The organism is Streptomyces sp. PA03-1a, from assembly GCF_033792805.1.
GTDB lineage: Bacteria > Actinomycetota > Actinomycetes > Streptomycetales > Streptomycetaceae > Actinacidiphila.
The window spans coordinates 1-22,543 of the sequence record NZ_JARAVO010000156.1 but is presented as its reverse complement, the minus strand read 5'-3'; the positions used below and the strand labels follow the sequence as shown (position 1 = coordinate 22,543).

Below are 22,543 nucleotides of genomic sequence, written 5' to 3'. Positions count from 1 at the left end.
TCTTTTTGCTTTCCTCCTTTGTCTTCTTGTTATGCTTTTTTTTTTTTCAGTGAACCGGCGCCCACCGAGATTTAAACAGGGCTTTTGGCGGGAGACTCCAAATGGGTATAGAGGGCCCCCCAAGAGCGAGCAGACGCGCGCCCTGATCCTCGAGACGGCCATGCGGCTGTTCGAGGAACGGGGCTACGACAAGACGACGATGCGCGCCATCGCCAAGGAGGCCGGGGTCTCGGTCGGCAACGCCTACTACTACTTCGCGGGGAAGGAACACCTCGTCCAGGGCTTCTACGACCGCCTCGCCGCCGAGCACGCGGCCGCCGTCCAGGGCCTCCTGGACGGCGGCGGGGACAGGGACCTGGCGGTGCGGCTGCTCACCGTCATGACCTCCTGGATCGACGTGGCACGCCCCTACCACCAGTTCGCCGCGCAGTTCTTCAAGAACGCCGCCGACCCGGCGAGCCCGCTCAGCCCCTTCTCCCCCGAGTCGCACCCGGCCCGCGACGCCGCCATCTCCATCCACGAACGGGTGCTCTCCGGCTCCGACATCAAGGTCGACGCCGAACTGGCCGAGGTGCTGCCCGAGCTGATGTGGATGTACCAGATGGGCATCGTCGTCTACTGGGTCTTCGACCACTCCCCCGACACCGAGCGCACCCGCCGGCTGGTCGCGCGGACCGCTCCGCTGGGCGCGCGGATCCTCAGGCTCTCCCGCTACCGGCTGCTGCGGCCGATCGTGCGTGAGATCCGCGAGCTGCTCTCGGAGTTCCTCTTCCGGCGCTGAGCCGGCCCGCCGCTCCACCTCCCCCACCGGTCGTACGGAGCACCCCCGTCAGCCCGCGGCGGGCTCGGCCAGCACCGCCCAGACCGTCTTGCCGTACCGGCCGCGCTCCCGGACGCCCCAGGTGTCCGAGAGCGCCTGCACCAGCCGCAGACCGCGCCCCGACTCGTCACCGTCCCCCGCGTCGCGCGGCACGGGGCGGGACTGCGCATCGCCGTCGGAGACCTCGACGACGCACGAACCGTCGCTGTGGACGGTCACCGCCACCTCGAACTCCCGCTCCAGGAGGGGACTGTGCCGTACGGCGTTGGTCGCCAGCTCCGACACGACCAGGACGACCGACTCGACGGTCCCGCCTTCCTGCTCCCAGCCCTCCAGGTGATCACGTACCCGGTGCCGGGCCAGCCCGACCGACGTCGGGTGCCGGGGCAGCCGGAACGCACTGCGCCTCATCAGGTCACTCTCCCCATGAGCGAACGCCCCCCTTCCGTTGCGCCATCCCTTACCAGTTTCGGCGCGGGGAATGCGCTCCGTGTCGGATTGTTCTCACTCGGTGAGAACTTTCCGGCCACATTCAGGCGCGCGGTGAGGCGAGGGTCACGATCGTGATGTCCGAGGGCGCGCCCACGCGGACCGGCGGGCCCCAGGCCCCCGCGCCACGGGTCACGTACAGCTGGGTGTCGCCGTAGCTCTCCAGGCCGGCCACCGTGGGATTGGCCAGTTCCGCGATGTAGTTGCCGGGCCACAGCTGCCCGCCGTGGGTGTGTCCGGACAACTGCAGGTCGACGTGGTGCCGGACCGCCTCGTGGATCATCACCGGCTGGTGGGCGAGGAGCACGACCGCCCGCGCGGTGTCCCGGTCGCCGAGCGCCTTGGTGTAGTCGGGGGCGTGGTCGTGGTCCGCGCCGCTGATGTCGTTGACCCCGGCCAGGTCGAAGCCGGCGAGTTCGGTGCGGGCGTTCTCCAGCGGGTGGACGCCCAGGTCGCGCACGAAGTCGATCCAGGGTGCGGCCCCGGAGAAGTACTCGTGGTTGCCGGTGACGAAAAAGCTCCCGTCCCGCGCCCGGAGCCGGGCCAGCGGCTCCGCCGCGGCGCCCAGTTCCGGCACCGAGCCGTCGACCAGGTCGCCGACGATGGTGACGAGGTCCGGGCGGGCCCCGTTGATCGTGTCCACGATCCGCTGGGTGTGCGCCTTGCCGAGGATCGGGCCCAGGTGGATGTCGCTCACCACGGCGATCCGGTAGCCGTCCGCGCTCGCGGGGAGCTTGGCGAGCGGCACGGTGACGTACTTCAGGCGCGGGCCGCGCAGCACTCCGTACGTGCCCTGGCCGACCGTCACCCCCGCGGCCACGGCCGCCGCGGCACCGACCGTACGGGCGACGAACAGCCGCCTCGTCTGCCCGGCGGGTGCGGGCTCCGGCCGCGGCCCGGGATCCGCGGTGTCCTGCCCGGCCGGCTCGGCGGCCCCGGCCCCGGCCTCCCGCGCGTCCCGGGACCGGTCCCTGCGTTCGAGCGCGCCCCGCAGCAGCGGCCGTACGGCCTCACCTGCCAGTACCGCCAGCGTCAGGTACAGCAGCACCGCCAGCCACAGGTAGCCCGGCCAGGCCAGCCAACGCTCGGCCGCCAGCGGCAGCGCCCGCCCGCCGACCAGCGCGCCCAGGCTCAGCAGCGGCAGGACGACCGCCAGGACCGTCCCCGTCCGCCGCCACCAGCCCCCGGGGACGGACACGTCGCGGACCAGCCGTCGCCACAGGTAGTAGTGCACCCCGCCGAGGAGGGCCAGGACGGCCGCGACGACGGCGACCACCACGAGGATCACCGGGCGGCCCGCAGCGCTCTCAGACCGCGGACGCCGAGGACGCCGATCGCGGTGCCCAGCACGAGGGAGGTCACCGCCAGCGTCAGATGCACCCAGAAGTACGTGGTGGGCGAGCCGTGGTCACCGCCCTCGAAGGCGAGCCCACTGGCGTCCTTCCACAGGTTCTTGACGAACGTCGTCCATACGATCCAGCTCCACACCCCGAAGGCGGTCAGGAACCAGGACACGGGGCGGCTGAGCTTCATGCGACCAGTATGCGGGCCGCCGTGCGGCCCCCTCCCCCGGGGTCGTTCCGCCGCCCGTACCGCGAGCCGCCGCCCAAGACGCCCGTGGGCACCGCCCGGTTGCACATCCGGGACGTGGGATCGGTCACGGCCCGATCGGCCCCCCACGCCTGCCGCAGGTCCCGGACGGCCTGTAACTTCTCATCGTGCCGAACTCCTCCCCCCGCGCCGCGCGCCGTTCCGCCCTGGTGCTGTCCGCCCTCGCACTCGCCGGTGGTACGGCCCTGACCGCCGCGCCCGTCGCGCACGCGAAGACCCCGTCCCCCTCCGCGACCCCGACGCCGCCCGCGCAGATGTCGACGGTCGGCGGGGAACGGCTGGGACAGCCCGGCACCCAGGTCAGCCCGCTGACCGGCGCTCCCGCCCTGCCCGAGAAGCTCACCTCGCGGTCGTGGATCGTCTCCGACGCCGAGACCGGGCAGGTGCTGGCCGCCCACAACGCGCATTGGGAGCTGCCGCCCGCCAGCACGCTCAAGATGCTGTTCGCGGACACGGTCCTGCCGAAGCTGGACAAGTCGCAGACCTACCAGGTGCAGCCCTCCGACCTCGACGGCGTGGGCGCGGGCAGCAGCCTCGTGGGCATCAAGGAGAACCTCACCTACACCGTCCACGACCTGTGGCTCGGTGTCTTCCTGCAGTCGGGGAACGACGCCGTCCACGTCCTGTCCTCCATGAACGGCGGCGTGGACGCGACCGTCCTGGAGATGCAGCGCAAGGCCGAGGACCTCCAGGCGGACGACACCACCGTGATCTCCCCCGACGGCTACGACATGCCCGGCCAGGTCTCCTCGGCGTACGACCTGACCCTCTTCGCCCGCGCCGGACTGCAGAACGCGGACTTCCGCGAGTACTGCTCGACCGTGCGCGCCAAGTTCCCCGGCGAGTGGAAGACCGTCAAGGGGAAGAAGGGCAAGAAGGGCACGAAGAAGCGCGGCTCCTTCGAGATACGGAACACCAACCGGCTGCTCTCCGGCGACTACGACCTCGCGACCTACGACGGCATCGCAGGCGTGAAGAACGGCTACACCACCAAGGCGGGCAACACCTTCACCGGTGTCGCGCAGCGCGGCGACCGCACGCTGCTGGTGACCGTCATGCACCCCGGCGAGGGTCACAACATGGCCTACAAGGAGGCCGCGAAGCTGCTCGACTGGGGGTTCCAGGCGGACGGCATGGTGACCCCCGTCGGCACCCTGGTGCCCCCGAAGTCCGCCATCGCGTCGGCCTCGCCCTCACCCTCCGCCTCCCCCGGCAAGCAGGCGCGGGCCCAGGCCGCCCCGCACGCCTCCTCCGGTGGCGGCGGGGCGTGGACCGCCCTCGCGCTCGCCGGCGGCTCCGTCCTGGTCGTCGCCGCCCTGGCCTTCCTCGTACGGCGCCGCTGGCCGCTGCCGCAGCGGACGTCGACGGCAGCCATCCCCGCCCCGACCAAGCCCGGCGACGACGCACCCGCGAAGACCGCCGAGGCGGACACGGAGACGGACGCCGGAAAGGCGGACGCCGCGAAGGCCGACGCCGCGAAGGCGGAGGAAGGGCCGAAGGAGGCCACCGAGAAGGCGGACGAGGCGAAGGAGGCGGCCGCGGCGGAGGAAACCGAGCGGGAGACGCCCGCGCCGCAGGACGAAGCCACGGCGGACCGTCCGGCCTGACCGCCGGCCGTCGTGGCCTGATCCGTCACGTCCCGCTTCGCCGGCCGGCGGCGCCCCACGAAGGTCGGCCCGAGCCGGAAGATCGTTCCCGTCGGTCCTGCGGCCGGACTGCGGCCGATGGCTCCCGCCTCCGGCCGCAGTCGTGTCGTGCCATGCGCACATGCCCCCGGCCCAGGGGGCGCTCGACGGCGCACGTGCGGCTCGTGCGCCCACCCCGCTGCGACCGCCCCCTGCCACGCGGGCCGCCCTGCCGGTACCCAGGAACCAGGCAAAGCCGGTACGGGAGGGGAGCACGCCATGGGCATGTTGTCGGTCTTCGGGCTCGTCCTGGGTCTCGTCGCGGTCGCCTACTGTCTCCGCTCGGCACTCCGGGCCAAGACCCCCGCCGGACGCGCCGGATGGTTCATGGCCGCCCCGGCGGCCGTGCTCGCCGGGGTCTACCTCGTGGGCTACATCCTCGTCACCGTGCTGGTGCTGGCCGCCGCGTGGTTCACCGTCGCCCACTTCCTGCGCTGAACCGATGAGTTCCCGGCGGCCGGCCGGTCCACCTCCGCGTACACCCGACACCGGAGGAGACCACGATGACCGCCACCACCACGACCGCCCCGCCCCGCGACCGCAGCCGGGCGAACACCGCCGTGTGGGCGCTGCAGATCCTGCTCGCCCTGTTCTTCGCGCTCGCCAGCGCCACGCCGAAGCTCATCGCGCACTCCTCGGCCGCCGAGAGCTTCGACACCATCGGCTACGGCAACTGGTTCATGTACCTCATCGGCGCCCTCGAACTCGCCGGTGCCATCGGCCTCGTCGTCCCGCGCGTGGCCGGGATCGCCGCGGTGGCCTTCATCGGACTGATGGCCGGCGCGTTCACCTTCCAGGTCGTCTACTTCGACGGCAAGAACGCGGCCACGCCCATCGTCATCGCAGCCCTGATGGGGGTCATCGCCTGGCGTCGTCTGCGCCGCGCGTGACCGCGTACGCCACGAAGTCCGCCCACGCGCCGGGCGTGAACGTCAGCCGGGCCCCGACCCGGTCCTTGGAGTCCCGCACCAGGACCGCGCCGCGGCCGAACGCGACCTCGACGCAGGCGCCGCCCTCGGAATTGCTGTAGCTGGACGTGAACCACACGAGCCCGTCGGTCATGGCCTCTCCGCCAAGTCTTCGATGAACCGCGCGGACTCCTCGGGGCCGAGGGCCTGGCGGGTGATCATGTCGTGGCGCCGCATGACGATACTGACCCGCGCCGGGTCCGCATAGAGGACTCCTGTGGTCTGCCCCTCCTCGTAGACGAGGTGCTGGTGCTCGGCGGTCTCCAGCAACACGAACGGGCCGTGCAAGCCGGGATGAAGGCCCCGCTCCGCGGGCATGACCTGGATGGTGACGTTCCGGGTCCGCCCCCGCACCAGCAACGTCCGCAGCTGCTCCCGGTGTGCGCCGGGACCGCGAAGGAGCGCAGCGCAGACTCCTCGATCACGAAGCTGAACGAGCGGGTTCGGTTGTCCAGCATCAACTGGCGTTCCAGCCGCGCCGTCACCCGTTCTTCGAGCGTCTCCTCGTCAAGCGGTGGCCAATGGGACGAGAGCAACGTGCGCACGTACGCCTCGCATTGGAGACTGGCTCTCGTACCAGTTGACGGCGATCGCCTCGGCCTCGTACCGCATGTAGTCCCGGGCGTAGGTCGGGTACTTCTCCGGGGCGAGGAACGCCTCCGCCGCCGTGAGTTTGCCCTGTGCCCCGCACAGCCCGTCGGCGATCTGGAGCAGCCGCTGCGTCGGGCGGCGGCGCCCCTGCTCCATCGACTTGACGGTCTCGTAGCCGTACCCCGCCTCGTCGGCCAGTTGCTCGCGCGTGACGCCGGCGTGTTCGCGCCAGAGCTTGACCCTGGTTGCCGCAGTACCGCCACGCCATCGGGGGCGGGGACACCTCACTGGCCACTCGGGTACAACCACCCTCCGTACTCGCGCCGCTACTCCCGACGGTACGCCACGACCTGCACTTTTGAGCCATGGACGAGACAACTCCCCCTGCCGCGTGGTGGTTTTCGCGCCACCCGCGCAGCGTCGGGCGGGCGCGGGCCAGGCTGCGGGAACAGGCCCTCGTGTGGGGCCTCGGCGCCGAGGCGACGGACACCGCGGTCCTGCTGCTGAGCGAGTTGATGGGCAACGCCGTCCGCCACGCGCGGGTCCCACCGGACCGGCGGATCGCCGCTCGCGCCGCCCTGGCCTCGGGGACCCTGCGGGTGGAGGTCTGCGACGCCGGCGACGACCCGCCCGTACCGCGGCAGGCGTCGGCGACGGACGAGTCGGGACGCGGGCTGGCGCTCGTGGAGTTGCTCGCCGACGCCTGGAACGTTCAACCTCGGCCGTACGGCATCGGTAAAACGGTCTGGTTCGAACTCAGAGTGACAAAACCATCCGTAAACAGTAGTGACCAGTGGCCTGATCTCGACGTAGGGTTCGCGCCATGGACAGTGACCTGGGACTCCTGAACGTCATCGACGTCGAGGCGACGTGCTGGGACGGCGAGCCGCCGCAAGGCTCGGTGAGCGAGATCATCGAGATCGGGCTGACCGTCGTGGACCTCGTCGCGGGCGAGCGCGTCGCCCGCCACCGCGTCCTCGTACGGCCCGCGCGCTCCGCCGTGAGCCCCTTCTGCACACAACTGACCGGCCTGACGCAGGCCGAGGTGGACTCGGGCCTGGACTTCGCGGACGCGTGCAAGCTGCTCGCCGTCGAGCACCGGGCGGGGTCGCGGGCGTGGGCGAGCTGGGGCGATTACGACCGTCACCAGTTCAACCGGCAGTGCCGGGCGACCGGTACGACGTACCCCTTCGGCGGCCGGCACATCAACGTCAAGACGCTCTTCACCCAGGCCCACCGCCTCACCAAGCGCCCCGGCATGGCGGAGGCGCTCCGGCTCGTCGGGCTGCCCCTCGAAGGCCGCCACCACCGCGGCGAGGACGACGCGTGGAACATCGCCGCCCTCGTCGTGGACCTGGCGCGCCGGGGCGCCTGGCCTGCGACACCGGCCTACTGACGGCCGGGCCCTTCCGCGTCGTCAGGCAGTCTCGGGCCGCTCGGGCCGCGCGTGCTCCGGCCCGCCCGGCCCACCCGGCTCGTCCTTGCGGGCGGCGGCCGCTTCGGCGCTGTGCGGGGTGGCCGTCCAGGCCGCGCAGTACAGCAGCAGCTTCGCCGTGAAGTTGATCCACAGCAGCAGCGCGATGGGCACCCCGAAAGCGCCGTACATGCTCTTGGTGGCCACGCTCTGCAGGTAGCCGCTGATGAGCAGCTTCAGCGCCTCGAAGCCGATCGCCCCGATGAGGCTCGCCACGACGACGTCGCGGCGGTTCGGGGTGACCCCGGGCAGCAGGGTGAGCAGGTAGGCGAGGATCAACAGGTCTACGACGACGGCGATGCAGAAGCCCGCCACCGACAACAGGGCCCGCCCCGGACCGTGTTCGTCGAGGCCGATGGCGTCGCCGAGACGGCCGACGGCCGTCCCGGCGAGGGCCGAGCAGGCGACGGAGAGCAGGGCGACGACACCCAGGCCGACCAGGACGCCGAAGTCCTTGAGCTTCTGGACGAAGGGGTTCTCGGGCTCGTCGTCCTTGTGCCAGACCGCCCTGAGGCAGTCGCGCAGGGCGCCGACCCAGCTGACGCCGGTGACGACCAGCAGGACGGCGGCGATGGTGCCCACCGTGCCCGCGTTGTCGACGAGCCCGCCGATGTTGAGCTGGTCGGCGATGCCGGGGACCTGCTCGGCCAGCTTGTCCTCGAGTTCCTTCAGCCGGCCGGGGGACAGCAGGGCCGCGCCGACGGCGGCGCCGACCGTCAGCAGCGGGAAGAGCGCGACGAAGCTGACGAAGGTGATGGCGGCGGCGAGCCTCGTCCAGTGCACGTCCTCCAGATGTTCGTACGTGCGCCAGGCGTGGGTGCGCATGAGCCGCGCGATCCACGGTCCGATCACTGGGAGCCGAGTCAGCCATTCCATACCGCGCGCCTACCCTCCGTCACGACGTGCACTCTAGGTGGCGGTCGTCGTCGCGGTGGTGATCGCGTCCAGGACACGGTCCGTGTCGGCCTCGGATGTACGCCAGTTGCTGAAGGCCGCCCGCACGGCGGGCACGCCGTGGAGGACCGTCGGGGTGAGGAAGGCTTCCCCGGAGACGGCGACGGCGCGGACGAGCGCGTCGACGCGCCCGGGTGTCGGGTCGTCGGCCAGGGTGAAGCAGACGACGTTGAGCCGGACGGGGGCCAGCAGCCGCAGACGGGGGTCGGCCTCGATGCGCTCGCCGAGGCGCCGGGCGCAGGCGGCGTTGCGTTCGACGACCTCGCGGTGGCCCTCGCTGCCGTAGGCGGTGAGGGAGAACCAGGCGGCGAGGGCCCGCAGCCGGCGGGAGTTCTCGGGGGTGAGGTGGAGGAAGTCCGGGTCGGGGAGGGACGGCAGGCCCAGGTAGGGCGAGTCGTTGTGGAAGACCCGGACCTGGAGGTCCTGGCGGCGGGTGAACTGGACGGCGGCGTCGTAGGGCACGTTCAGCCATTTGTGGAGGTCGACGCAGACGGAGTCCGCGGCGTCGATCCCCTCGGCGAGGTGCGCGTACGCGGGTGACAGCGCGGCGAAGCCGCCGAACGCGGCGTCGACGTGGAGCCAGAAGTCGTGGCGCTCCTTCAGGGCGGCGATCGCGCGCAGGTCGTCGAAGTCGACGGTGTTGACGGTGCCCGCGTTGGCGACCACGACGGCGGGGCGGCCCTCCAGCGACTCCAGCGCCGCGGCGAGGCGGCCGACGTCCACCGCCTCGCGGCCACCGGGCAGCACCGGTACGCGGGTCAGGGACGACCGGCCGAGGCCGAGCACGGACAGGGCCTTGCCGATGCTGGAGTGCGGGGTTCCGGACAGCACCGTCACCGGGCCGAGCGCGGTCAGCCCGTCGCGGGACACGGACAGCCCCCGCCGTTCGCCGAGCCACTCGCGCGCCACGGCGAGGCCCACGGTGTTGGAGACGGTCGCACCGGTGACGAAGGCACCGCTGTGCTCCGCGCCGAGGCCGAGCAGCGCGCGGAGCCAGCCGACGGTCTCGCGTTCCAGGGCGGCGGCGGAGGAGTCGCCGCCCGCCGAGACGTTCTGGTCGTAGGTACTGGTGAGCCAGTCCCCCGCGACGGCGGCGGGGGTCGCTCCCCCGGTCACGAAGCCCAGGTAGCGCGGTCCGGCGCTGCCCGAGAAACCGGGTGCCCAGCGCTGCTCGAAGAGCGCGAGCGCGCCGTCGGCGCCGGTCCCGGTGACGGGGAGGGGCTGCGGCTCGGGTGCGGGCCCGGGGCGGGCGGCCGGCCGGTCGTCGACGGCCGCCAGCTCACGGGCGGCCAGGTCCCTTACCGCCTGGAGGAGTTCGGGGAGGTGTGCGCGGTCCGCGGCGAGTGTGGGGTGCATGGCGGCAGCGTAGGCGGGCGGTCGTGCGCGGCTCCGCCCGGCGGGCTCACGCGTGCGGTGGTCCTCCCGCGGGAGCCGGGCTGAGCGGCTCGCACGCACCGGGCTGGTGCGGCACGAGGGGATGCCCGGCGCCGCCGAAGGGGTAGTCCCGCACACTGCGCCAGACGCCCTCGTCGTCCTGCTCGTACAGCGAGAAGCAGCTGACGGTCCAGGTGGCGACGAAGTCGGACAGCTCCGTCTCGGCGCGGTCCAGCGCCTCGTCGGGGATGCCGTGGCCGATGGTGACGTGCGGGTGGTACGGGAACTGGAGCTCGCGCCGGACCGGGCCGGAGCGGACCCGCTCCTGCAGGTCGGCGCAGTCGAGGCCGCCCTGGACGAGCTCGACGTAGACGACCGGGGTGACCGGCCGGAAGCTGGCCGTGCCCTCCAGCCGCATGGGGAAGGCACGGCCGGTGGCGGCGACCTCGGCGAGGTGCTCCCGGAAGGCCGGGAGCAGCGCCGTGTCCACCTCGGTGGGCGGGAGCAGCGTGACGTGGGTCGGGATGCAGTACGCCAGCGGGTCTCCGTAGCCGGCGCGGCGCTGCTGCAGCAGGCTGCCGTAAGGCTCGGGGACCGCGATCGACACGCCGATCATGCGGTTTCCCACGTGTTCACCCCTTCCCCGGGTCGGTTCGCGGCATCGTACGCACGCCGTACGACACCACTGCGTCAGCTGCCAGTGTGACGCGCGCGCGGCCTCCCGCGCGAGCGTCGTCCGTCACACCTGCGCGGGACCTAAGGCCCCTCTTTCCGGGCGTCCACGGGCGCGGAAGGAGCCGTCAGTGCTTCGCGGGCAGGAAGCCGATCCTCTCGTACGCCTTCGCCAGGGTCTCCGCGGCGACGGACCGGGCCTTCTCGGCGCCCTTCGCGAGGACCGAGTCCAGCGTCTCCGGGTCGCCCAGGTACTCCTGGGTGCGCTCGCGGAAGGGCGTGACCCATTCCACGAAGACCTCCGCGAGGTCGGTCTTGAGCGCACCGTAGCCCTTGCCCTCGTACTTCTGCTCGAGTTCCGGGATACCGGTGCCGGTGAGGGTGGAGTAGATGGTCAGCAGGTTGCTGACGCCCGGCTTCTCCTGCTCGTCGTAGCGGATCACGGTGTCGGTGTCGGTGACCGCACTCTTGATCTTCTTCGCCGAGGTCCTGGGCTCGTCGAGGAGGTTGATCAGGCCCTTCGGGGACGCCGCCGACTTGCTCATCTTCGACAGCGGTTCCTGCAGGTCGTAGATCTTCGCCGTCTCCTTGACGATGTAGGCGCCGGGGATGGTGAAGGTCTCGCCGAACCGGCCGTTGAAGCGCTCCGCGAGGTCGCGGGTGAGTTCGATGTGCTGGCGCTGGTCCTCGCCGACCGGGACGGCGTTCGCCTGGTACAGCAGGATGTCCGCGACCTGCAGGATCGGGTACGTGAACAGGCCGACGGTGGCCCGGTCCGCGCCCTGCTTGGCGGACTTGTCCTTGAACTGCGTCATGCGGGACGCCTCGCCGAAGCCGGTGAGGCAGTTGAACACCCAGCCGAGCTGCGCGTGTTCGGGGACGTGGCTCTGGACGAACAGGGTGCAGCGCTCGGGGTCGAGCCCGGCGGCCAGCAGCTGGGCGGCGGCGAGCCGGGTGTTGGCGCGCAGCTCGGCCGGGTCCTGCGGCACGGTGATCGCGTGGAGGTCGACGACCATGTAGAAGGCGTCGTGGGACTCCTGCAGGGCCACCCACTGGCGGACCGCGCCCAGGTAGTTGCCCAGGTGGAACGAACCTGCGGTGGGCTGGATGCCGGAGAGCACACGGGGACGATCGAGAGCCATGGCACTCATTCTCTCAGGTCCGCGCGGATTCCACGGCCGCGGTGGGAACCCGGGGGCGGGCAGCGGTGTAGTAGGGGTGACGGGAGCCGCACGGGGGCGGCGCCGGCGAGGGGAGGGGGTCCGCCACGGAGGGGGAGGCGGCGGTGATCGCGCGCGTACGCGCCGGTGAGCGGGAGGCGTACGCGGAGCTGGTGCGCCCGCACGCGGACGTCGCGCACCGCACCGCCGTGCTGCTCGGCGCGGGCGCCGACGCGGAGGACGTGGTGCAGGTCTCGTTCGTCAAGGCGTACCGCGCGCTCGCGACCTTCCAGGAGGGGGCTGCCTTCCGGCCGTGGCTGCTGCGGATCGTCGCCAACGAGGCGAGGAACGCCGGGCGGGCTGCGCGCCGTCTGAGGTCGGCGGTGGAGCGCAACGCCGTGCTGGAGGCCCTGCCCCTCGCGGAGGACGACCCGGAGTCGCTGGCGGTGTCGCGGGAACGCCGGGCGGAGCTGCTGTCCGCCGTGCGGGCGCTGAGCGAGCCGCACCGGATGGTGGTCACCTGCCGCTATCTGCTGGACCTGGACGAGGAGGAGACGGCGACGGTGCTCGGCTGGCCGCGTGGCACGGTGAAGTCCCGGCTGCACCGGGCCCTGGCCCGGCTGCGGGCGGGGCTCGGCGAGCCGGTGCTGTCCAGCCCGCGCGACGACGGGGGGCGGCGCCCATGACCGACCGTCTCCCGGAGGAGCTGCGCGAGGTGGGCCGGCGGCTGCGGATCCCGGCGCCGTCACCCGACTCCGTCGCCGAGCAGGTGCTGGCCCGGCTGCTGGCCGAGGCGGTGCCGGCCCCCGTCGTGCCCGCCCGCGCCCGGGCGCCGCGGCGCGCTGGCGTGCCCTGACGGCGGCGCTGTGCGGGCTGCTGGTGGTGCTCGTGCTCACCCCGCCGGTGCGGGCCGCGGTCGCGGACTGGTTCGGCTTCGGCGGCGTCGTCGTGCACCGGGACCCCTCCGCCCGCCCGAGCACGGGCGCCCCGCCACCGGTGCGGGGGGACGCGCCGCTGGACGGGGCGTACGTGCCGGCCGAGCTGGGCGAGCCGGACGGGGTGTCGGTGGTCGACGGGGGGCGGGTGCTGTCGATGAGCTGGCGGGTGGACGGACGCACGGTACGGCTCGACCAGTTCCGGGCCACGATCGACGTGGTCTTCCTCAAGACGGTCGGCGACGCGGTCGAATGGGTCGATCTGGGCCCCGGGAACGACTACGGGGTGTGGTTCGCCGAGCCCCACTACGTCCGGCTCGTCGACCCCGACGGCGGTGCCCGCCGCGAGCCTCCCCGGACGGCCGGACCCACCCTCGTCTGGCAGCGCGGGCAGACGACGCTGCGCCTGGAGGGCGTCCCGGACCTGGCACGCGCGGTCACCGTCGCGAAGTCCGCCCGGCCGCGTTAGGGCCTCCTCCGCGTGCCTCGTCCCGGTCCCCTTCCCCGGACGGGAACCTGGCGGGCCCGGGCGGTGTAACAGGGGGAGGAACGAGCGAGAGGGGGACCGGATGCGGATCAGAAGGATCGTCAGCTGGGCCGGAGTCACCGTCACGGCGCTCGCCGCCGTGGTCGGCGGTTCGGGCCCGGCGGCCGCGGGCGGGCCGACCAGCGTGATGCTGGTCGCTCCGGGCAGCGGCAAGGCCGCGGGCATCTACGCCAGTTCACCCGACTACCAGGAACTGGACCAGTCCATCGGGGACGGCCCGAAGGAGGACCCGCCGGACTCGCTGTCGGACGTGATGAACGACCACCACCGCCAGGTCACCGTGACGTGGCTGATCCACGACGTGTCGGTCTGGAAGGTGGACTACGTGTACCCGGACGGTCCCGGCGGTGCCTGGGTCCACACCCGCACGGTGACCGACACGGGTCTGCCGGAGCAGGGTGTGTGGCGCAAGGCGGCTCAGCCGGAGGAGCTCGACCGCCTGCTCGGCCGGCTTGGCCTCATGGGGTCCGACAAGGGTCTCGGCGTCAGCGCCCCGGACTACCCGCTCGGCCCGGACGGCGCCACGACCGTCCAGGAGACCGCGGCGGCCGCGCCGGATGACCCCGCCACCGCCGCGCAGGCCACGGCGGCCGGGGACGGCGGCGGACCGGACGGCTGGTGGCTGTCCCTGCCCGGGCTCGGCGTCGGCCTGCTCGTCGGTGGCGCCGGCACCTTCCTCGTCCTGCGCCGGATATCCCGGCACACACCCGAGGAGGGGCCCCGCCAGGAGCTCGTCGACGCCTGACGCGACGGGGGTGCGGGCCACGCCGGCACGCACCCCGCGCGGGCGGCGGGTCAGCTCAGGTCGATCCCGGGGTAGAGCGGGAAGCCGGCCAGCAGGTCCGCCGCGCGCTGCGCGATCTCGTCGGAGACCTTCGCGTCCAGCACGTGCTGCGCCTTGGAGGGCTTCCCGGCCGAGGTGACGCCCGCCGTCGTGGCCGTGAGCACCCGGTCGATCAGCCCGGCGATCTCGTCCATCTCCCCCGTGCCGAGGCCGCGCGTGGTGAGCGCGGGGGTGCCGATGCGGATGCCGGAGGTGTACCAGGCCCCGTTGGGGTCCTGGGGGATGGAGTTGCGGTTGGTGACGATGCCCGAGTCCAGCAGTGCGGCCTCGGCCTGCCGGCCGGTGATCCCGTAGGAGGACTCGACGTCGATCAGGACGAGGTGGTTGTCCGTGCCGCCGGTCACCAGCGTGGCACCGCGCCGCAGCAGCCCCTCGGCCAGGGCCCGGGAGTTGTCCACGATGCGCTGCGCGTAGCTGTGGAATTCGGGGCGGCGGGCCTCCGCCAGGGCCACCGCCTTGGCGGCCATCACGTGCGGCAGCGGGCCGCCGAGCACCATGGGGCAACCGCGGTCTACCTGCTCGGCGAGCGAGGAGTCGCACAGCACCATGCCGCCGCGCGGGCCGCGCAACGACTTGTGCGTGGTGGTGGTGACGATCTGCGCGTGCGGCACGGGGTCGAAGTCACCGGTGAGGACCTTGCCGGCGACCAGGCCCGCGAAGTGCGCCATGTCGACCATCAGCGTGGCGCCCACCTCGTCGGCGATCTCCCGCATGATCCGGAAGTTCACCAGCCGCGGGTAGGCCGAATAGCCCGCCACGATGATCAGCGGCCGGAACTCGCGGGCGGTCTTGCGCAGGGCCTCGTAGTCCAGCAGCCCCGTGGCGGGGTCGGTGCCGTAGCTGCGCTGGTCGAACATCTTTCCCGAGATGTTGGGCCGGAAGCCGTGCGTGAGGTGTCCGCCCGCGTCCAGGGACATGCCGAGCATGCGCTGGTCGCCGAGCTCGTGGCGAAGCCGCGCCCAGTCCTCCTCGCCCAGGTCGTTGACCTGGCGGGCCCCGGCCCGCTCCAGCGCGGGCGCCTCGACCCGGGCGGCGAGCACGGCCCAGAAGGCGACGAGGTTGGCGTCGATGCCGGAGTGCGGCTGGGCGTAGGCGTGCTGGGCGCCGAACACCTCGCGCGCGTGCTCGGCGGCGAGCGCCTCGACGGTGTCGACGTTGCGGCAGCCGGCGTAGAAGCGGCGGCCGACCGTGCCCTCGGCGTACTTGTCGCTGAACCAGTTGCCCATGGTCAGCAGCACGGCCGGGGAGGCGTAGTTCTCACTGGCGATGAGCTTGAGCGAGGCACGCTGGTCCTCGATCTCCTGGCCGATGGCATCGGCCACGCGCGGCTCGACGCCCCTGATCACCTCAAGGGCACTGCGGAAGGCGGTGGATTCGGTGGAACCACTCGTCATGTCAGACCTCCTGCTGCACGGCACGGCATACGGGACGGCCCAGGCGCACGGCACACAGTTCACGGGCCGCTCCCCGATGGTCAATCCCATCCCAGCGCGCCAGTCACGACCCGTGGCCAGCCTAGCAACGCCCGTGGGGAAGCCGCCCGGCGCGAGGTTTCTTCGCATCCGGGACGAGCGACGATAGAAAGGGGCCCCACCGGGCCCCAGCGCCACAACTCCCGACGTACCACGAACGGAGCATTCACGTGTCGACCGCCGCCGAGCACATCGCCGCCACCGAGGCGCACAGCGCCCACAACTACCACCCCCTCCCGGTCGTCGTCGCCTCCGCCGAAGGCGCCTGGGTGACGGACGTCGAGGGCCGCCGCTACCTCGACATGCTCGCCGGCTACTCGGCGCTGAACTTCGGGCACCGCAACGCCCGTCTCATCGAGGCCGCCAAGGCCCAGCTCGACCGTGTGACGCTCACCTCGCGGGCGTTCCACCACGACCGCTTCGCGCGCTTCTGCACCGAGCTGGCCGACCTGTGCGGCATGGAGATGGTGCTGCCGATGAACACCGGTGCGGAGGCCGTCGAGACGGCGGTGAAGACGGCCCGCAAGTGGGGCTACCGGGTCAAGGGCGTACCGGACGGCCAGGCCAAGATCGTCGTCGCCGCGGACAACTTCCACGGGCGGACGACCACCATCATCAGCTTCTCCACCGACCCCGAGGCCCGCGCGGACTTCGGCCCGTACACCCCCGGCTTCGAGGTCGTCCCGTACGGCGACCTGGCCGCGCTGGAGGCGGCGCTGGACGACCGCACCGTGGCCGTGCTGATGGAGCCCATCCAGGGCGAGGCGGGGGTCCTGGTGCCGCCCGCCGGGTACTGGGCGGGCGTGCGCCGGCTCACCGAGGAGCGCGGGATCCTCTTCATCGCCGACGAGATCCAGTCGGGACTGGGCCGGACGGGCCGGACCTTCGCGTCGGAGCACGAGGGCGTCGTCCCGGACATGTACGTGCTGGGCAAGGCGCTCGGCGGTGGCGTCGTCCCCGTCTCGGCGGTCGTGTCCTCCGCGGAGGTGCTCGGGGTCTACCGGCCCGGCGAGCACGGCTCCACCTTCGGCGGCAACCCGCTGGCCTGCGCGGTGGCCCTGGAGGTCCTCGCGATGCTGCGCACCGGCGAGTACCAGCAGCGGGCCACCGAACTCGGCGACCACCTTCACCACGAGCTGGCACTGCTGACCGGCAGCGGCGCCGTCACGAAGGTCCGCGGCCGCGGTCTGTGGGCAGGCGTGGACATCGCCCCGGAGCACGGCACCGGCCGGCAGGTCTCCGAACGGCTCCTGGAGCGGGGTGTCCTGGTCAAGGACACCCACGGCTCCACGATCCGGCTCGCGCCGCCGCTGGTGATCTCCAAGGAGGACCTGGACTGGGGTCTCGACCAGTTGCGGGCCGTGCTGTCGGCCTGAGCCCCGGGAACCGGGTCCGGGTCCGGCCAGGGGTGTGCCCCGGCGGTCAGACGCCGTCGGGGCGGACCGCCGGGGACATCCGCGTCGTCACGCCGATGCGGTTCCAGGCGTTGATGGTGACGCACATGGCGATCAGCCGGGCCAGTTCCTCCTCGTCGAAGACCCGGGCGGCCTCGTCGTAGACCTCGTCCGGGACGCCACGCTCCCCGAGCCGGGTCACCGCCTCGCTCAGCGCCAGCGCGGCACGCTCACGCACGGTGAAGAACGGGGTCTCCCACCACACGGTGAGCCCGTTGAGCTTCTGCTCGGTCAGCCCGAGCTTGCGGGCGTCGTTCAGGTGCTGGTCCACGCAGTACGCACAGCCGTTGAGCTGCGAGGCACGGGCCTTGACCAGTTCCTTGATCACGGGGTCCAGGCCGCTGGCCGCCGCCGCGTCCAGCGCGATCATCGCCTTGTAGAAGTCGGGGGCAGCCTTGCCGAGCACCATGCGCGGCGCGTGGGCGGGCACCAGGTCGTCCGGGCCGAGGTCGGACGGAGCGCCGGCGGAAGTCGTGATCATCGTCATGCGACCCAACGTAGTGACAAGGTGGCCTCGGCCCGTGGTCCACTTGGAGGGTGAACGATTGGGCCATTTCAGGGGTCGACCTCCATCTGGACCTCGCCGGCGGCACCGGTGCGCGCGCCGGGCTCGAGGACGCGCTGCGTGAGGCCGTGCGCGACGGCAGGCTCTCCCCCGGCACCCGGCTGCCGTCCTCCCGGACGCTCGCCAAGGACCTGGGCGTCGCCCGCAACACCGTCGCCGACGCCTACGGGCAGCTGGTGGCCGAGGGCTGGCTGACCGCCCGCCAGGGCTCCGGCACACGCGTCGGCGACGGCTGGCGCGCGGCCGCCCCGCGCCGCGGCGGCCACGCCCGCGCCACCGCACCGCAAACGGAGGGCACCGCGGACCCCGCCGGCACCCCGGAGCCGGCCGGACCGCCGCAACCCCGGGAACAGGTCCCGTACGACCTGCGACCCGGCTCGCCCGACCTCGGCTCGTTCCCCCGCGCCGCGTGGTCCGCCGTCGCGCGCCGCGCCCTGGCGGCCGCGCCCAACGAGGCCCTCGGCTACACCGACCCGCGCGGCCGCCCCGAACTGCGCGAGGCCCTCGCGGCGTACCTGGGCCGGGTGCGCGGCGTGCGCACCACCGCGGAGCTCGTGGTGGTGTGCACGGGCTTCGTCCAGGCCGCCGGGCTGATCGGCCGTGCCCTGCGAACCCGGGGGGCCCGCAGCGTCGCCGTCGAGGCGCTCGGCTACCCACACACCCTGCGCATCGTGCGGAGGGCGGGGCTCACCACCGTCCCGCTGCCCGTCGACGACGACGGGGCGCAGGTCTCCCTCCTCGACGCCGGCGTCGACGCCGCGCTGCTCACGCCCGCGCACCAGTTCCCGTACGGCGCCCCGCTCTCCCCCGCGCGGCGCACGGCCGCGGTGGCCTGGGCCCGCGCCACCGGCGGCCTCGTCGTCGAGGACGACTACGACGGGGAGTTCCGCTACGACCGGCAGCCGGTCGGCGCCCTGCAGGGGCTCGCGCCCGAGCACGTCGTCTACGCCGGAACCGCCAGCAAGAGCCTCGCCCCCGGGCTGCGGCTGGCCTGGCTCGCCCTGCCGCCCGCCCTCGTGGAACCCGTAATCGCCGAGAAGGTCCTCGCCGACCACCAGTCCCCCGTGCTCGACCAGCTGACCCTCGCCGAACTCATCGTCTCCGGCGGCTACGACCGCCACGTGCGCCGGATGCGGCTGCACTACCGCCGCCGCCGCGACCGCCTCGTCACCGCGCTCGCCGCCCGCGCCCCCGCCGTGCGGGTGTCGGGCATCGCCGCCGGCCTCCACGCCGTACTGCGGCTGCCGCCCGGCACCTCGGCCGACGCGCTGGTCGCACGGGCGCGCGAGCACGGCCTCGGCCTGCAGAGCATCACCGACTTCGGCGGCACGGAGGACGACGCGATCGTCGTCGGCTACGGCGCACCGCCCGAGCACGCCTTCTCCGGCTGCCTGGAGGTCCTGTGCGCGCTGCTCGCCGCGCACACCGGCTGAGCACACGGAACGGCCCTCCGCCGCGCCCGTGCGGGGCGCGGCGGAGGGCCGTTCGTGGGACTCGGCGTCCCGGACTCAGATGAGGCCGAGGCCGCGGACCGCGTCGCGCTCCTCCTCGAGCTCCTTGACCGAGGCGTCGATGCGCGCACGGGAGAACTCGTTGATGTCCAGGCCCTGGACGATCTCGAACCTGCCGTCCTTCGCGGTCACCGGGAAGGAGGAGATGAGGCCCTCCGGCACGCCGTAGGAACCGTCGGAGACGACACCGGCGGAGGTCCAGTCACCCTCGGCGGTGCCGTTGGTCCAGGTGAAGACGTGGTCGATCGCGGCGTTGGCGGCCGACGCGGCGGAGGACGCGCCACGGGCCGCGATGATCGCCGCACCGCGCTTGGCGACGGTGGGGATGAATTCCTCGGCCAGCCACTTCTCGTCGTTGACGGTCTCGGCGGCGTTCTTGCCTGCGACCTCGGCGTGGAAGATGTCCGGGTACTGCGTGGCGGAGTGGTTGCCCCAGATGGTGAGGCGGCGGATCTCGCTCACCGGCACGCCGGTCCTCTTCGACAGCTGCGAGATGGCGCGGTTGTGGTCCAGGCGGGTCATCGCGGTGAAGCGGTCGGCCGGGACGTCCGGGGCCGAGGACTGCGCGATGAGCGCGTTGGTGTTCGCCGGGTTGCCGACGACGAGGACGCGGATGTCGTCCGCGGCGTGGTCGTTGATGGCCTTGCCCTGCGGGCCGAAGATGCCGCCGTTGGCCTCCAGCAGGTCCCCGCGCTCCATGCCGGCGGTGCGGGGGCGGGCGCCGACGAGCAGGCCCACGTTGGTGCCGTCGAAGGCGACGTTCGGGTCGTCGGAGATGTCGATGCCCTGGAGCAGCGGGAACGCGCAGTCGTCCAGCTCCATCGCGGTGCCCTCGGCGGCCTTGAGCGCCGGGGTGATCTCCAGCAGCCGCAGCTTCACCGGGACATCGGGGCCGAGCAGGTGGCCGGAGGCGATGCGGAAGAGCAGCGCGTAGCCGATCTGGCCGGCCGCTCCGGTTACGGTGACGTTGACGGGAGTGCGAGTCATTGCCTTCTCCTGGCCTTCTCCTGCTGGATCCCTTGCCGCCCCGGCAGCGTCCCTTGCCCCGGAACGGGGATCTCTCGGCGTCAAGAGACCCACGCCAGGCTATACCCGTGCCGTCGTGGCGGCTGCCACCCCCAGTGTGGCCCCGGTCACCGCCCCCGCGCAGCGGGGCCGGCCCGGACGCCGCACGGCCCGCGGGGCCGGCGGCGGTCGTCAGCCCGGCGGGGGTGTGGCGCAGCCGTGGGGGCCGGTGGTGAGGGTGGCGCAGGCGCGGGCGGCGCCGGGGGTGCGGACGGCGAGCATCGGCGTGTACGCCGCGGGGTCCTGGCCGATGCGACTGCGCTGGGAGCGGCGGGCCCCGCCGGCCTCAGTGACGCTGACCGTGTCGCCGGTGGCCCCGGCGGAGATGCGGGCCCAGGCGGCCGCACAGACCCGGCTGTAGCGCATCTCGACGTACGCGCCGCCCACCCAGGCCGCCGCGGCCGTACGGGCGTTGCCGCCGCCGCACCCCATGCCCTCCGGGTCCTTGCCGGTGCAGTCCTGGCCGGTGCACTTCACGCCCGCGGGCAGTCCGGCCGCCCGGGCGGTCGGGGACGGGCCGGGCCGCGCGCGGTCGTCCCCTCCCTCGCCGCCGGTCAGGAAGGTGGCGCCGACCACCGCCAGCACGACGGCCACGGCGCCCACCACGAAGAGCACGACCGGATGGCGCCGTACCGCGGAAGCGGAGGGAGAAGCAGAACCAGAAGGAGCATCAGAAGCAGAAGTGGACGCGGGAGCAGAAGCGAAAGGGGCCGGAGCCGGACCCGGGGCCGGGCCGAACTCCCCGAGCGCGGCGCGGGCCTCGGCGATCCGGAGCGCCTCCATCGTGACGTCGTGTCGGCCCTCGGCACGGCTCCAGACCCGCTCCGTGACCTCCCACATCGTGGTGAAGTGCGCCGGGTCGGCCCCCGTCGCCTCCGCGAGGGCGACCACGGCGTAACGGGGCGGCAGCAGCCGGCCGTTGAGGTACCGCTCCCACGAACTCCTGCTGTAGCCGGTCGCCTCGGCGAGGGCCGCGACGCTCAGGCCGCCGCGGTCGACCTGGCGCCGCAGTTGCTCGGTGAACTCCCGTACCCGCGGGTCCAGGTCATCGGCCAGTGGCCGCCAGCGGGCCATCTCCCGTTCCCCCTCTTGCTGTTGCCGTTCTGTCCCGGAAGGCTACCGTTGGAGATGCTTGGGGCGGCCCGTCCGGTTGCGCCCGTCATCCGATGCAGATGCCCAGGATGATCAGGCCCAGGCAGAGCCCCTTGCCGGAGCTGCGGCTCGGGGAGGGGGAGGGCGCCGCCGCCGGGGCGCTCGTCGCGGGCGGCGGTGCCTGGGTGGTGGGGGCGCCGCCACCGGGTGCCGCCGTCGTCGTCCCGCCCGTGACGGGCGGCGTGTGCGGGCCCTTGCCCGGGGCGGAGGACACCCCGCCGGTCTCCGCCACCTGCGCCGCGGGCGTGCCGCCGTCGGGGGACATGGCGCCCGCGGTACGGGAGGCCCGCGCGTCCGTCGCCTGCGCCGGGGGGACCGACCCGGGCCAGGAGGTGACGGCGGACCCGGCGGAACCCGTGGCGGAGGGCGCGGGACCGGCCGGCACGCTGGCCGTGGGGCGGGCAGCCAGCGGCGCATCGGCCCGCCCGGTCCCGTCGGTGGCCACCCCGCTCGCCACGAGCAGCGCGAACACCCCGCCCAGCACCAGCCCGCCGGCGACCGTCAGCAGGGCCTTGCGCCGTCGCCGCAGGGCGTGCCGGGGCATCCCCTCGACGGGGGCCAGCGGGTCGAGCGGGTCGGCGTACGGGAAGCCCTTCATGGTGTCGGTGACCCCGCGGTCGGCGAGCTCCCACAGAGCGATCAGCCGGTCGTAGTCGGCGCCGCTGAGCTGGCCCAGCACCTCGACCGCGTCACGCGGCGGGATCCGCACGCCGTTGAGGTACTGCTCCCAGGCCCCGGTGCTGCTCGCCGTGTGCGCGGCGAGCGCCGGGACGCTCAATCCGCTGCGGTCCTTCATCCGGCGCAGGTGCACGGCGAGACGGCGCGCGCCACCGTCCAGTGTCTCGGGCAATGGCTCCCAGCGTGCCACCACGCACCCCCCGGCTCCGTCGGTCAACCCACGGTAGCGACGCACATACGCTCGATGCATGAAATCCGGAGAATCCTCATGCTCCCCGCGGGGTGACGAGTCCGGTCTCGTAGGCGAGGACGACCGCTTGGGCGCGGCTGCCGAGGTCGAGCTTGGACATCGTGCGGTTGAGGTGGGTCTTGACCGTCGCCTCGCTGATGAAGAGCAGGTCGGCGATCTCCGGGTTCGACAGGCCACGGGCGATCAGCCGCAGCACCTCCAGTTCCCGCGCGGTCAGCGCCGCCAGTTCGGCGGGCGGGGCGCGGTCCGCGCCGACGGGCGGGGCACCGGGG

26 protein-coding genes, 1 pseudogene and 1 riboswitch are annotated in these 22,543 nt (G+C 73.0%); of the genes and pseudogenes, 12 read left to right on the top strand and 15 right to left on the bottom strand.

Translation table 11 applies throughout. The features are described from left to right. Positions 1–142 precede the first annotated feature (142 nt). Positions 143–781, top strand: coding sequence for a TetR/AcrR family transcriptional regulator (locus tag PV341_RS29700; protein WP_500359445.1), 639 nt, complete (start codon positions 143–145; stop codon positions 779–781). 48 nt (positions 782–829) lie between these two features. Here PV341_RS29700 and PV341_RS29695 read toward each other — a convergent pair whose 3' ends face one another. The 3 genes from PV341_RS29695 to PV341_RS29685 all read right to left on the bottom strand — a co-directional run bounded on the left by PV341_RS29695 (position 830) and on the right by PV341_RS29685 (position 2,842). Then, on the bottom strand, positions 830–1,234 hold the full coding sequence (locus PV341_RS29695; RefSeq protein ID WP_500326825.1) for an ATP-binding protein: 405 nt from the start codon (positions 1,232–1,234) through the stop codon (positions 830–832). Positions 1,235–1,352: 118 nt separating this feature from the next. After that, the gene (locus PV341_RS29690; protein ID WP_500359444.1) at positions 1,353–2,597 is read right to left on the bottom strand and encodes a metallophosphoesterase; all 1,245 of its coding nucleotides are present in this window, start codon (positions 2,595–2,597) and stop codon (positions 1,353–1,355) included. After that, positions 2,594–2,842 (bottom strand): SCO4848 family membrane protein, encoded by a 249-nt coding sequence (locus PV341_RS29685; RefSeq protein ID WP_018561248.1) that lies wholly within the window; start codon positions 2,840–2,842, stop codon positions 2,594–2,596. The genes PV341_RS29690 and PV341_RS29685 overlap by 4 nt, the downstream gene beginning before the upstream one ends. Before the next feature lie 185 nt (positions 2,843–3,027). Between PV341_RS29685 and PV341_RS29680 the strand changes: the two genes are divergently transcribed. The 3 genes from PV341_RS29680 to PV341_RS29670 all read left to right on the top strand — a co-directional run bounded on the left by PV341_RS29680 (position 3,028) and on the right by PV341_RS29670 (position 5,495). Then, positions 3,028–4,527 (top strand): D-alanyl-D-alanine carboxypeptidase family protein, encoded by a 1,500-nt coding sequence (locus PV341_RS29680; RefSeq protein WP_500326557.1) that lies wholly within the window; start codon positions 3,028–3,030, stop codon positions 4,525–4,527. 297 nt (positions 4,528–4,824) lie between these two features. Further along, positions 4,825–5,043, top strand: coding sequence for a hypothetical protein (locus PV341_RS29675; protein WP_500326555.1), 219 nt, complete (start codon positions 4,825–4,827; stop codon positions 5,041–5,043). 65 nt (positions 5,044–5,108) lie between these two features. Then, positions 5,109–5,495, top strand: a complete 387-nt coding sequence (locus tag PV341_RS29670; RefSeq protein ID WP_500326553.1) for a DoxX family protein — start codon at positions 5,109–5,111, stop codon at positions 5,493–5,495. On the opposite strand, the gene PV341_RS29665 is transcribed toward PV341_RS29670, so the two are convergent. Together PV341_RS29665 and PV341_RS29660 are read right to left on the bottom strand one after the other, a co-directional pair. Beyond that, positions 5,464–5,667, bottom strand: coding sequence for a DUF397 domain-containing protein (locus tag PV341_RS29665; protein ID WP_500326551.1), 204 nt, complete (start codon positions 5,665–5,667; stop codon positions 5,464–5,466). The genes PV341_RS29670 and PV341_RS29665 overlap by 32 nt on opposite strands. Then, a pseudogene (locus PV341_RS29660) lies at positions 5,664–6,432 on the bottom strand (helix-turn-helix domain-containing protein). Before PV341_RS29660 ends, PV341_RS29665 begins: the two are co-directional and overlap by 4 nt. Positions 6,433–6,529: 97 nt before the next feature. Between PV341_RS29660 and PV341_RS29655 the strand changes: the two are divergent. Next, positions 6,530–7,012, top strand: a complete 483-nt coding sequence (locus PV341_RS29655) for an ATP-binding protein (protein ID WP_500359443.1) — start codon at positions 6,530–6,532, stop codon at positions 7,010–7,012. Beyond that, positions 6,988–7,560, top strand: coding sequence for a 3'-5' exonuclease (locus PV341_RS29650; RefSeq protein WP_500326545.1), 573 nt, complete (start codon positions 6,988–6,990; stop codon positions 7,558–7,560). Before PV341_RS29655 ends, PV341_RS29650 begins: the two co-directional genes overlap by 25 nt. Positions 7,561–7,581: 21 nt before the next feature. Here PV341_RS29650 and PV341_RS29645 read toward each other — a convergent pair whose 3' ends face one another. From PV341_RS29645 to trpS, 4 genes are all read right to left on the bottom strand, one after another. After that, a complete protein-coding gene (locus PV341_RS29645; RefSeq protein WP_500326544.1) occupies positions 7,582–8,514 on the bottom strand; it encodes a YihY/virulence factor BrkB family protein in 933 nt (310 codons plus the stop codon). 33 nt (positions 8,515–8,547) lie between these two features. Then, complete coding sequence (locus PV341_RS29640; protein WP_500326542.1) at positions 8,548–9,948, bottom strand: pyridoxal phosphate-dependent decarboxylase family protein; 1,401 nt, start codon at positions 9,946–9,948, stop codon at positions 8,548–8,550. Positions 9,949–9,994: 46 nt separating this feature from the next. After that, a complete protein-coding gene (locus PV341_RS29635) occupies positions 9,995–10,594 on the bottom strand; it encodes a 2'-5' RNA ligase family protein (protein WP_500326540.1) in 600 nt (199 codons plus the stop codon). 172 nt (positions 10,595–10,766) lie between these two features. Beyond that, entirely contained in the window at positions 10,767–11,780 is a 1,014-nt protein-coding gene (gene trpS / locus PV341_RS29630; RefSeq protein WP_500326538.1) for a tryptophan--tRNA ligase, read from the bottom strand. Positions 11,781–11,923: 143 nt separating this feature from the next. Between trpS and PV341_RS29625 the strand changes: the two genes are divergently transcribed. The 4 genes from PV341_RS29625 to PV341_RS29610 all read left to right on the top strand — a co-directional run bounded on the left by PV341_RS29625 (position 11,924) and on the right by PV341_RS29610 (position 14,025). Continuing rightward, on the top strand, positions 11,924–12,484 hold the full coding sequence (locus tag PV341_RS29625) for an RNA polymerase sigma factor (RefSeq protein WP_500359442.1): 561 nt from the start codon (positions 11,924–11,926) through the stop codon (positions 12,482–12,484). Further along, complete coding sequence (locus tag PV341_RS29620; protein WP_500359441.1) at positions 12,481–12,654, top strand: hypothetical protein; 174 nt, start codon at positions 12,481–12,483, stop codon at positions 12,652–12,654. Before PV341_RS29625 ends, PV341_RS29620 begins: the two co-directional genes overlap by 4 nt. 32 nt (positions 12,655–12,686) lie before the next feature. Beyond that, positions 12,687–13,202: a hypothetical protein gene (locus tag PV341_RS29615; protein ID WP_500359440.1), complete on the top strand. Its 516-nt coding sequence runs from the start codon at positions 12,687–12,689 to the stop codon at positions 13,200–13,202. Positions 13,203–13,302: 100 nt separating this feature from the next. Beyond that, complete coding sequence (locus PV341_RS29610; protein ID WP_500332146.1) at positions 13,303–14,025, top strand: hypothetical protein; 723 nt, start codon at positions 13,303–13,305, stop codon at positions 14,023–14,025. Between the two features lie 50 nt (positions 14,026–14,075). Here PV341_RS29610 and PV341_RS29605 read toward each other — a convergent pair whose 3' ends face one another. Further along, positions 14,076–15,518 (bottom strand): glycine hydroxymethyltransferase, encoded by a 1,443-nt coding sequence (locus tag PV341_RS29605; RefSeq protein ID WP_500359439.1) that lies wholly within the window; start codon positions 15,516–15,518, stop codon positions 14,076–14,078. A gap of 30 nt (positions 15,519–15,548) precedes the next feature. Next, positions 15,549–15,635: riboswitch (ZMP/ZTP riboswitch) on the bottom strand. Positions 15,636–15,766: 131 nt separating this feature from the next. Between PV341_RS29605 and rocD the strand changes: the two genes are divergently transcribed. After that, positions 15,767–16,972, top strand: coding sequence for an ornithine--oxo-acid transaminase (rocD, locus tag PV341_RS29600; RefSeq protein WP_500332144.1), 1,206 nt, complete (start codon positions 15,767–15,769; stop codon positions 16,970–16,972). A gap of 46 nt (positions 16,973–17,018) precedes the next feature. Here rocD and PV341_RS29595 read toward each other — a convergent pair whose 3' ends face one another. Beyond that, entirely contained in the window at positions 17,019–17,537 is a 519-nt protein-coding gene (locus PV341_RS29595; RefSeq protein ID WP_500332143.1) for a carboxymuconolactone decarboxylase family protein, read from the bottom strand. Positions 17,538–17,587: 50 nt separating this feature from the next. On the opposite strand from PV341_RS29595, the gene pdxR reads away from it, so the two are divergent. Further along, a complete protein-coding gene (gene pdxR, locus PV341_RS29590) occupies positions 17,588–19,048 on the top strand; it encodes a MocR-like pyridoxine biosynthesis transcription factor PdxR (protein ID WP_500359438.1) in 1,461 nt (486 codons plus the stop codon). Between the two features lie 75 nt (positions 19,049–19,123). Here the strand turns inward: pdxR and PV341_RS29585 are convergent, their stop codons facing one another. The 4 genes from PV341_RS29585 to PV341_RS29570 all read right to left on the bottom strand — a co-directional run. Beyond that, positions 19,124–20,113: a malate dehydrogenase gene (locus PV341_RS29585; protein ID WP_500332141.1), complete on the bottom strand. Its 990-nt coding sequence runs from the start codon at positions 20,111–20,113 to the stop codon at positions 19,124–19,126. A 210-nt stretch (positions 20,114–20,323) separates the two neighbouring features. Then, positions 20,324–21,265, bottom strand: coding sequence for a helix-turn-helix domain-containing protein (locus PV341_RS29580; RefSeq protein WP_500332140.1), 942 nt, complete (start codon positions 21,263–21,265; stop codon positions 20,324–20,326). Between the two features lie 85 nt (positions 21,266–21,350). Further along, positions 21,351–22,193: a helix-turn-helix domain-containing protein gene (locus PV341_RS29575; RefSeq protein ID WP_500332139.1), complete on the bottom strand. Its 843-nt coding sequence runs from the start codon at positions 22,191–22,193 to the stop codon at positions 21,351–21,353. 94 nt (positions 22,194–22,287) lie between these two features. Then, positions 22,288–22,543, bottom strand: a 256-nt coding sequence (locus tag PV341_RS29570; protein ID WP_500359436.1) for a response regulator transcription factor, incomplete at its 5' end; no start/stop codon positions are given.

What these genes read in the sequence shown, in the direction of transcription:
- PV341_RS29685 (WP_018561248.1), bottom strand. Translation starts at nt 2,842, where the DNA reads ATGAAGCTCAGCCGCCCCGTGTCCTGGTTCCTGACCGCCTTCGGGGTG.
- PV341_RS29675 (WP_500326555.1), top strand. Translation starts at nt 4,825, where the DNA reads ATGGGCATGTTGTCGGTCTTCGGGCTCGTCCTGGGTCTCGTCGCGGTC.
- PV341_RS29670 (WP_500326553.1), top strand. Translation starts at nt 5,109, where the DNA reads ATGACCGCCACCACCACGACCGCCCCGCCCCGCGACCGCAGCCGGGCG.
- PV341_RS29665 (WP_500326551.1), bottom strand. Translation starts at nt 5,667, where the DNA reads ATGACCGACGGGCTCGTGTGGTTCACGTCCAGCTACAGCAATTCCGAG.
- PV341_RS29655 (WP_500359443.1), top strand. Translation starts at nt 6,530, where the DNA reads ATGGACGAGACAACTCCCCCTGCCGCGTGGTGGTTTTCGCGCCACCCG.
- PV341_RS29650 (WP_500326545.1), top strand. Translation starts at nt 6,988, where the DNA reads ATGGACAGTGACCTGGGACTCCTGAACGTCATCGACGTCGAGGCGACG.
- PV341_RS29645 (WP_500326544.1), bottom strand. Translation starts at nt 8,514, where the DNA reads ATGGAATGGCTGACTCGGCTCCCAGTGATCGGACCGTGGATCGCGCGG.
- PV341_RS29640 (WP_500326542.1), bottom strand. Translation starts at nt 9,948, where the DNA reads ATGCACCCCACACTCGCCGCGGACCGCGCACACCTCCCCGAACTCCTC.
- trpS (WP_500326538.1), bottom strand. Translation starts at nt 11,780, where the DNA reads ATGGCTCTCGATCGTCCCCGTGTGCTCTCCGGCATCCAGCCCACCGCA.
- PV341_RS29620 (WP_500359441.1), top strand. Translation starts at nt 12,481, where the DNA reads ATGACCGACCGTCTCCCGGAGGAGCTGCGCGAGGTGGGCCGGCGGCTG.
- PV341_RS29610 (WP_500332146.1), top strand. Translation starts at nt 13,303, where the DNA reads ATGCGGATCAGAAGGATCGTCAGCTGGGCCGGAGTCACCGTCACGGCG.
- PV341_RS29605 (WP_500359439.1), bottom strand. Translation starts at nt 15,518, where the DNA reads ATGACGAGTGGTTCCACCGAATCCACCGCCTTCCGCAGTGCCCTTGAG.
- PV341_RS29595 (WP_500332143.1), bottom strand. Translation starts at nt 17,537, where the DNA reads ATGACGATGATCACGACTTCCGCCGGCGCTCCGTCCGACCTCGGCCCG.
- PV341_RS29585 (WP_500332141.1), bottom strand. Translation starts at nt 20,113, where the DNA reads ATGACTCGCACTCCCGTCAACGTCACCGTAACCGGAGCGGCCGGCCAG.
- PV341_RS29580 (WP_500332140.1), bottom strand. Translation starts at nt 21,265, where the DNA reads ATGGCCCGCTGGCGGCCACTGGCCGATGACCTGGACCCGCGGGTACGG.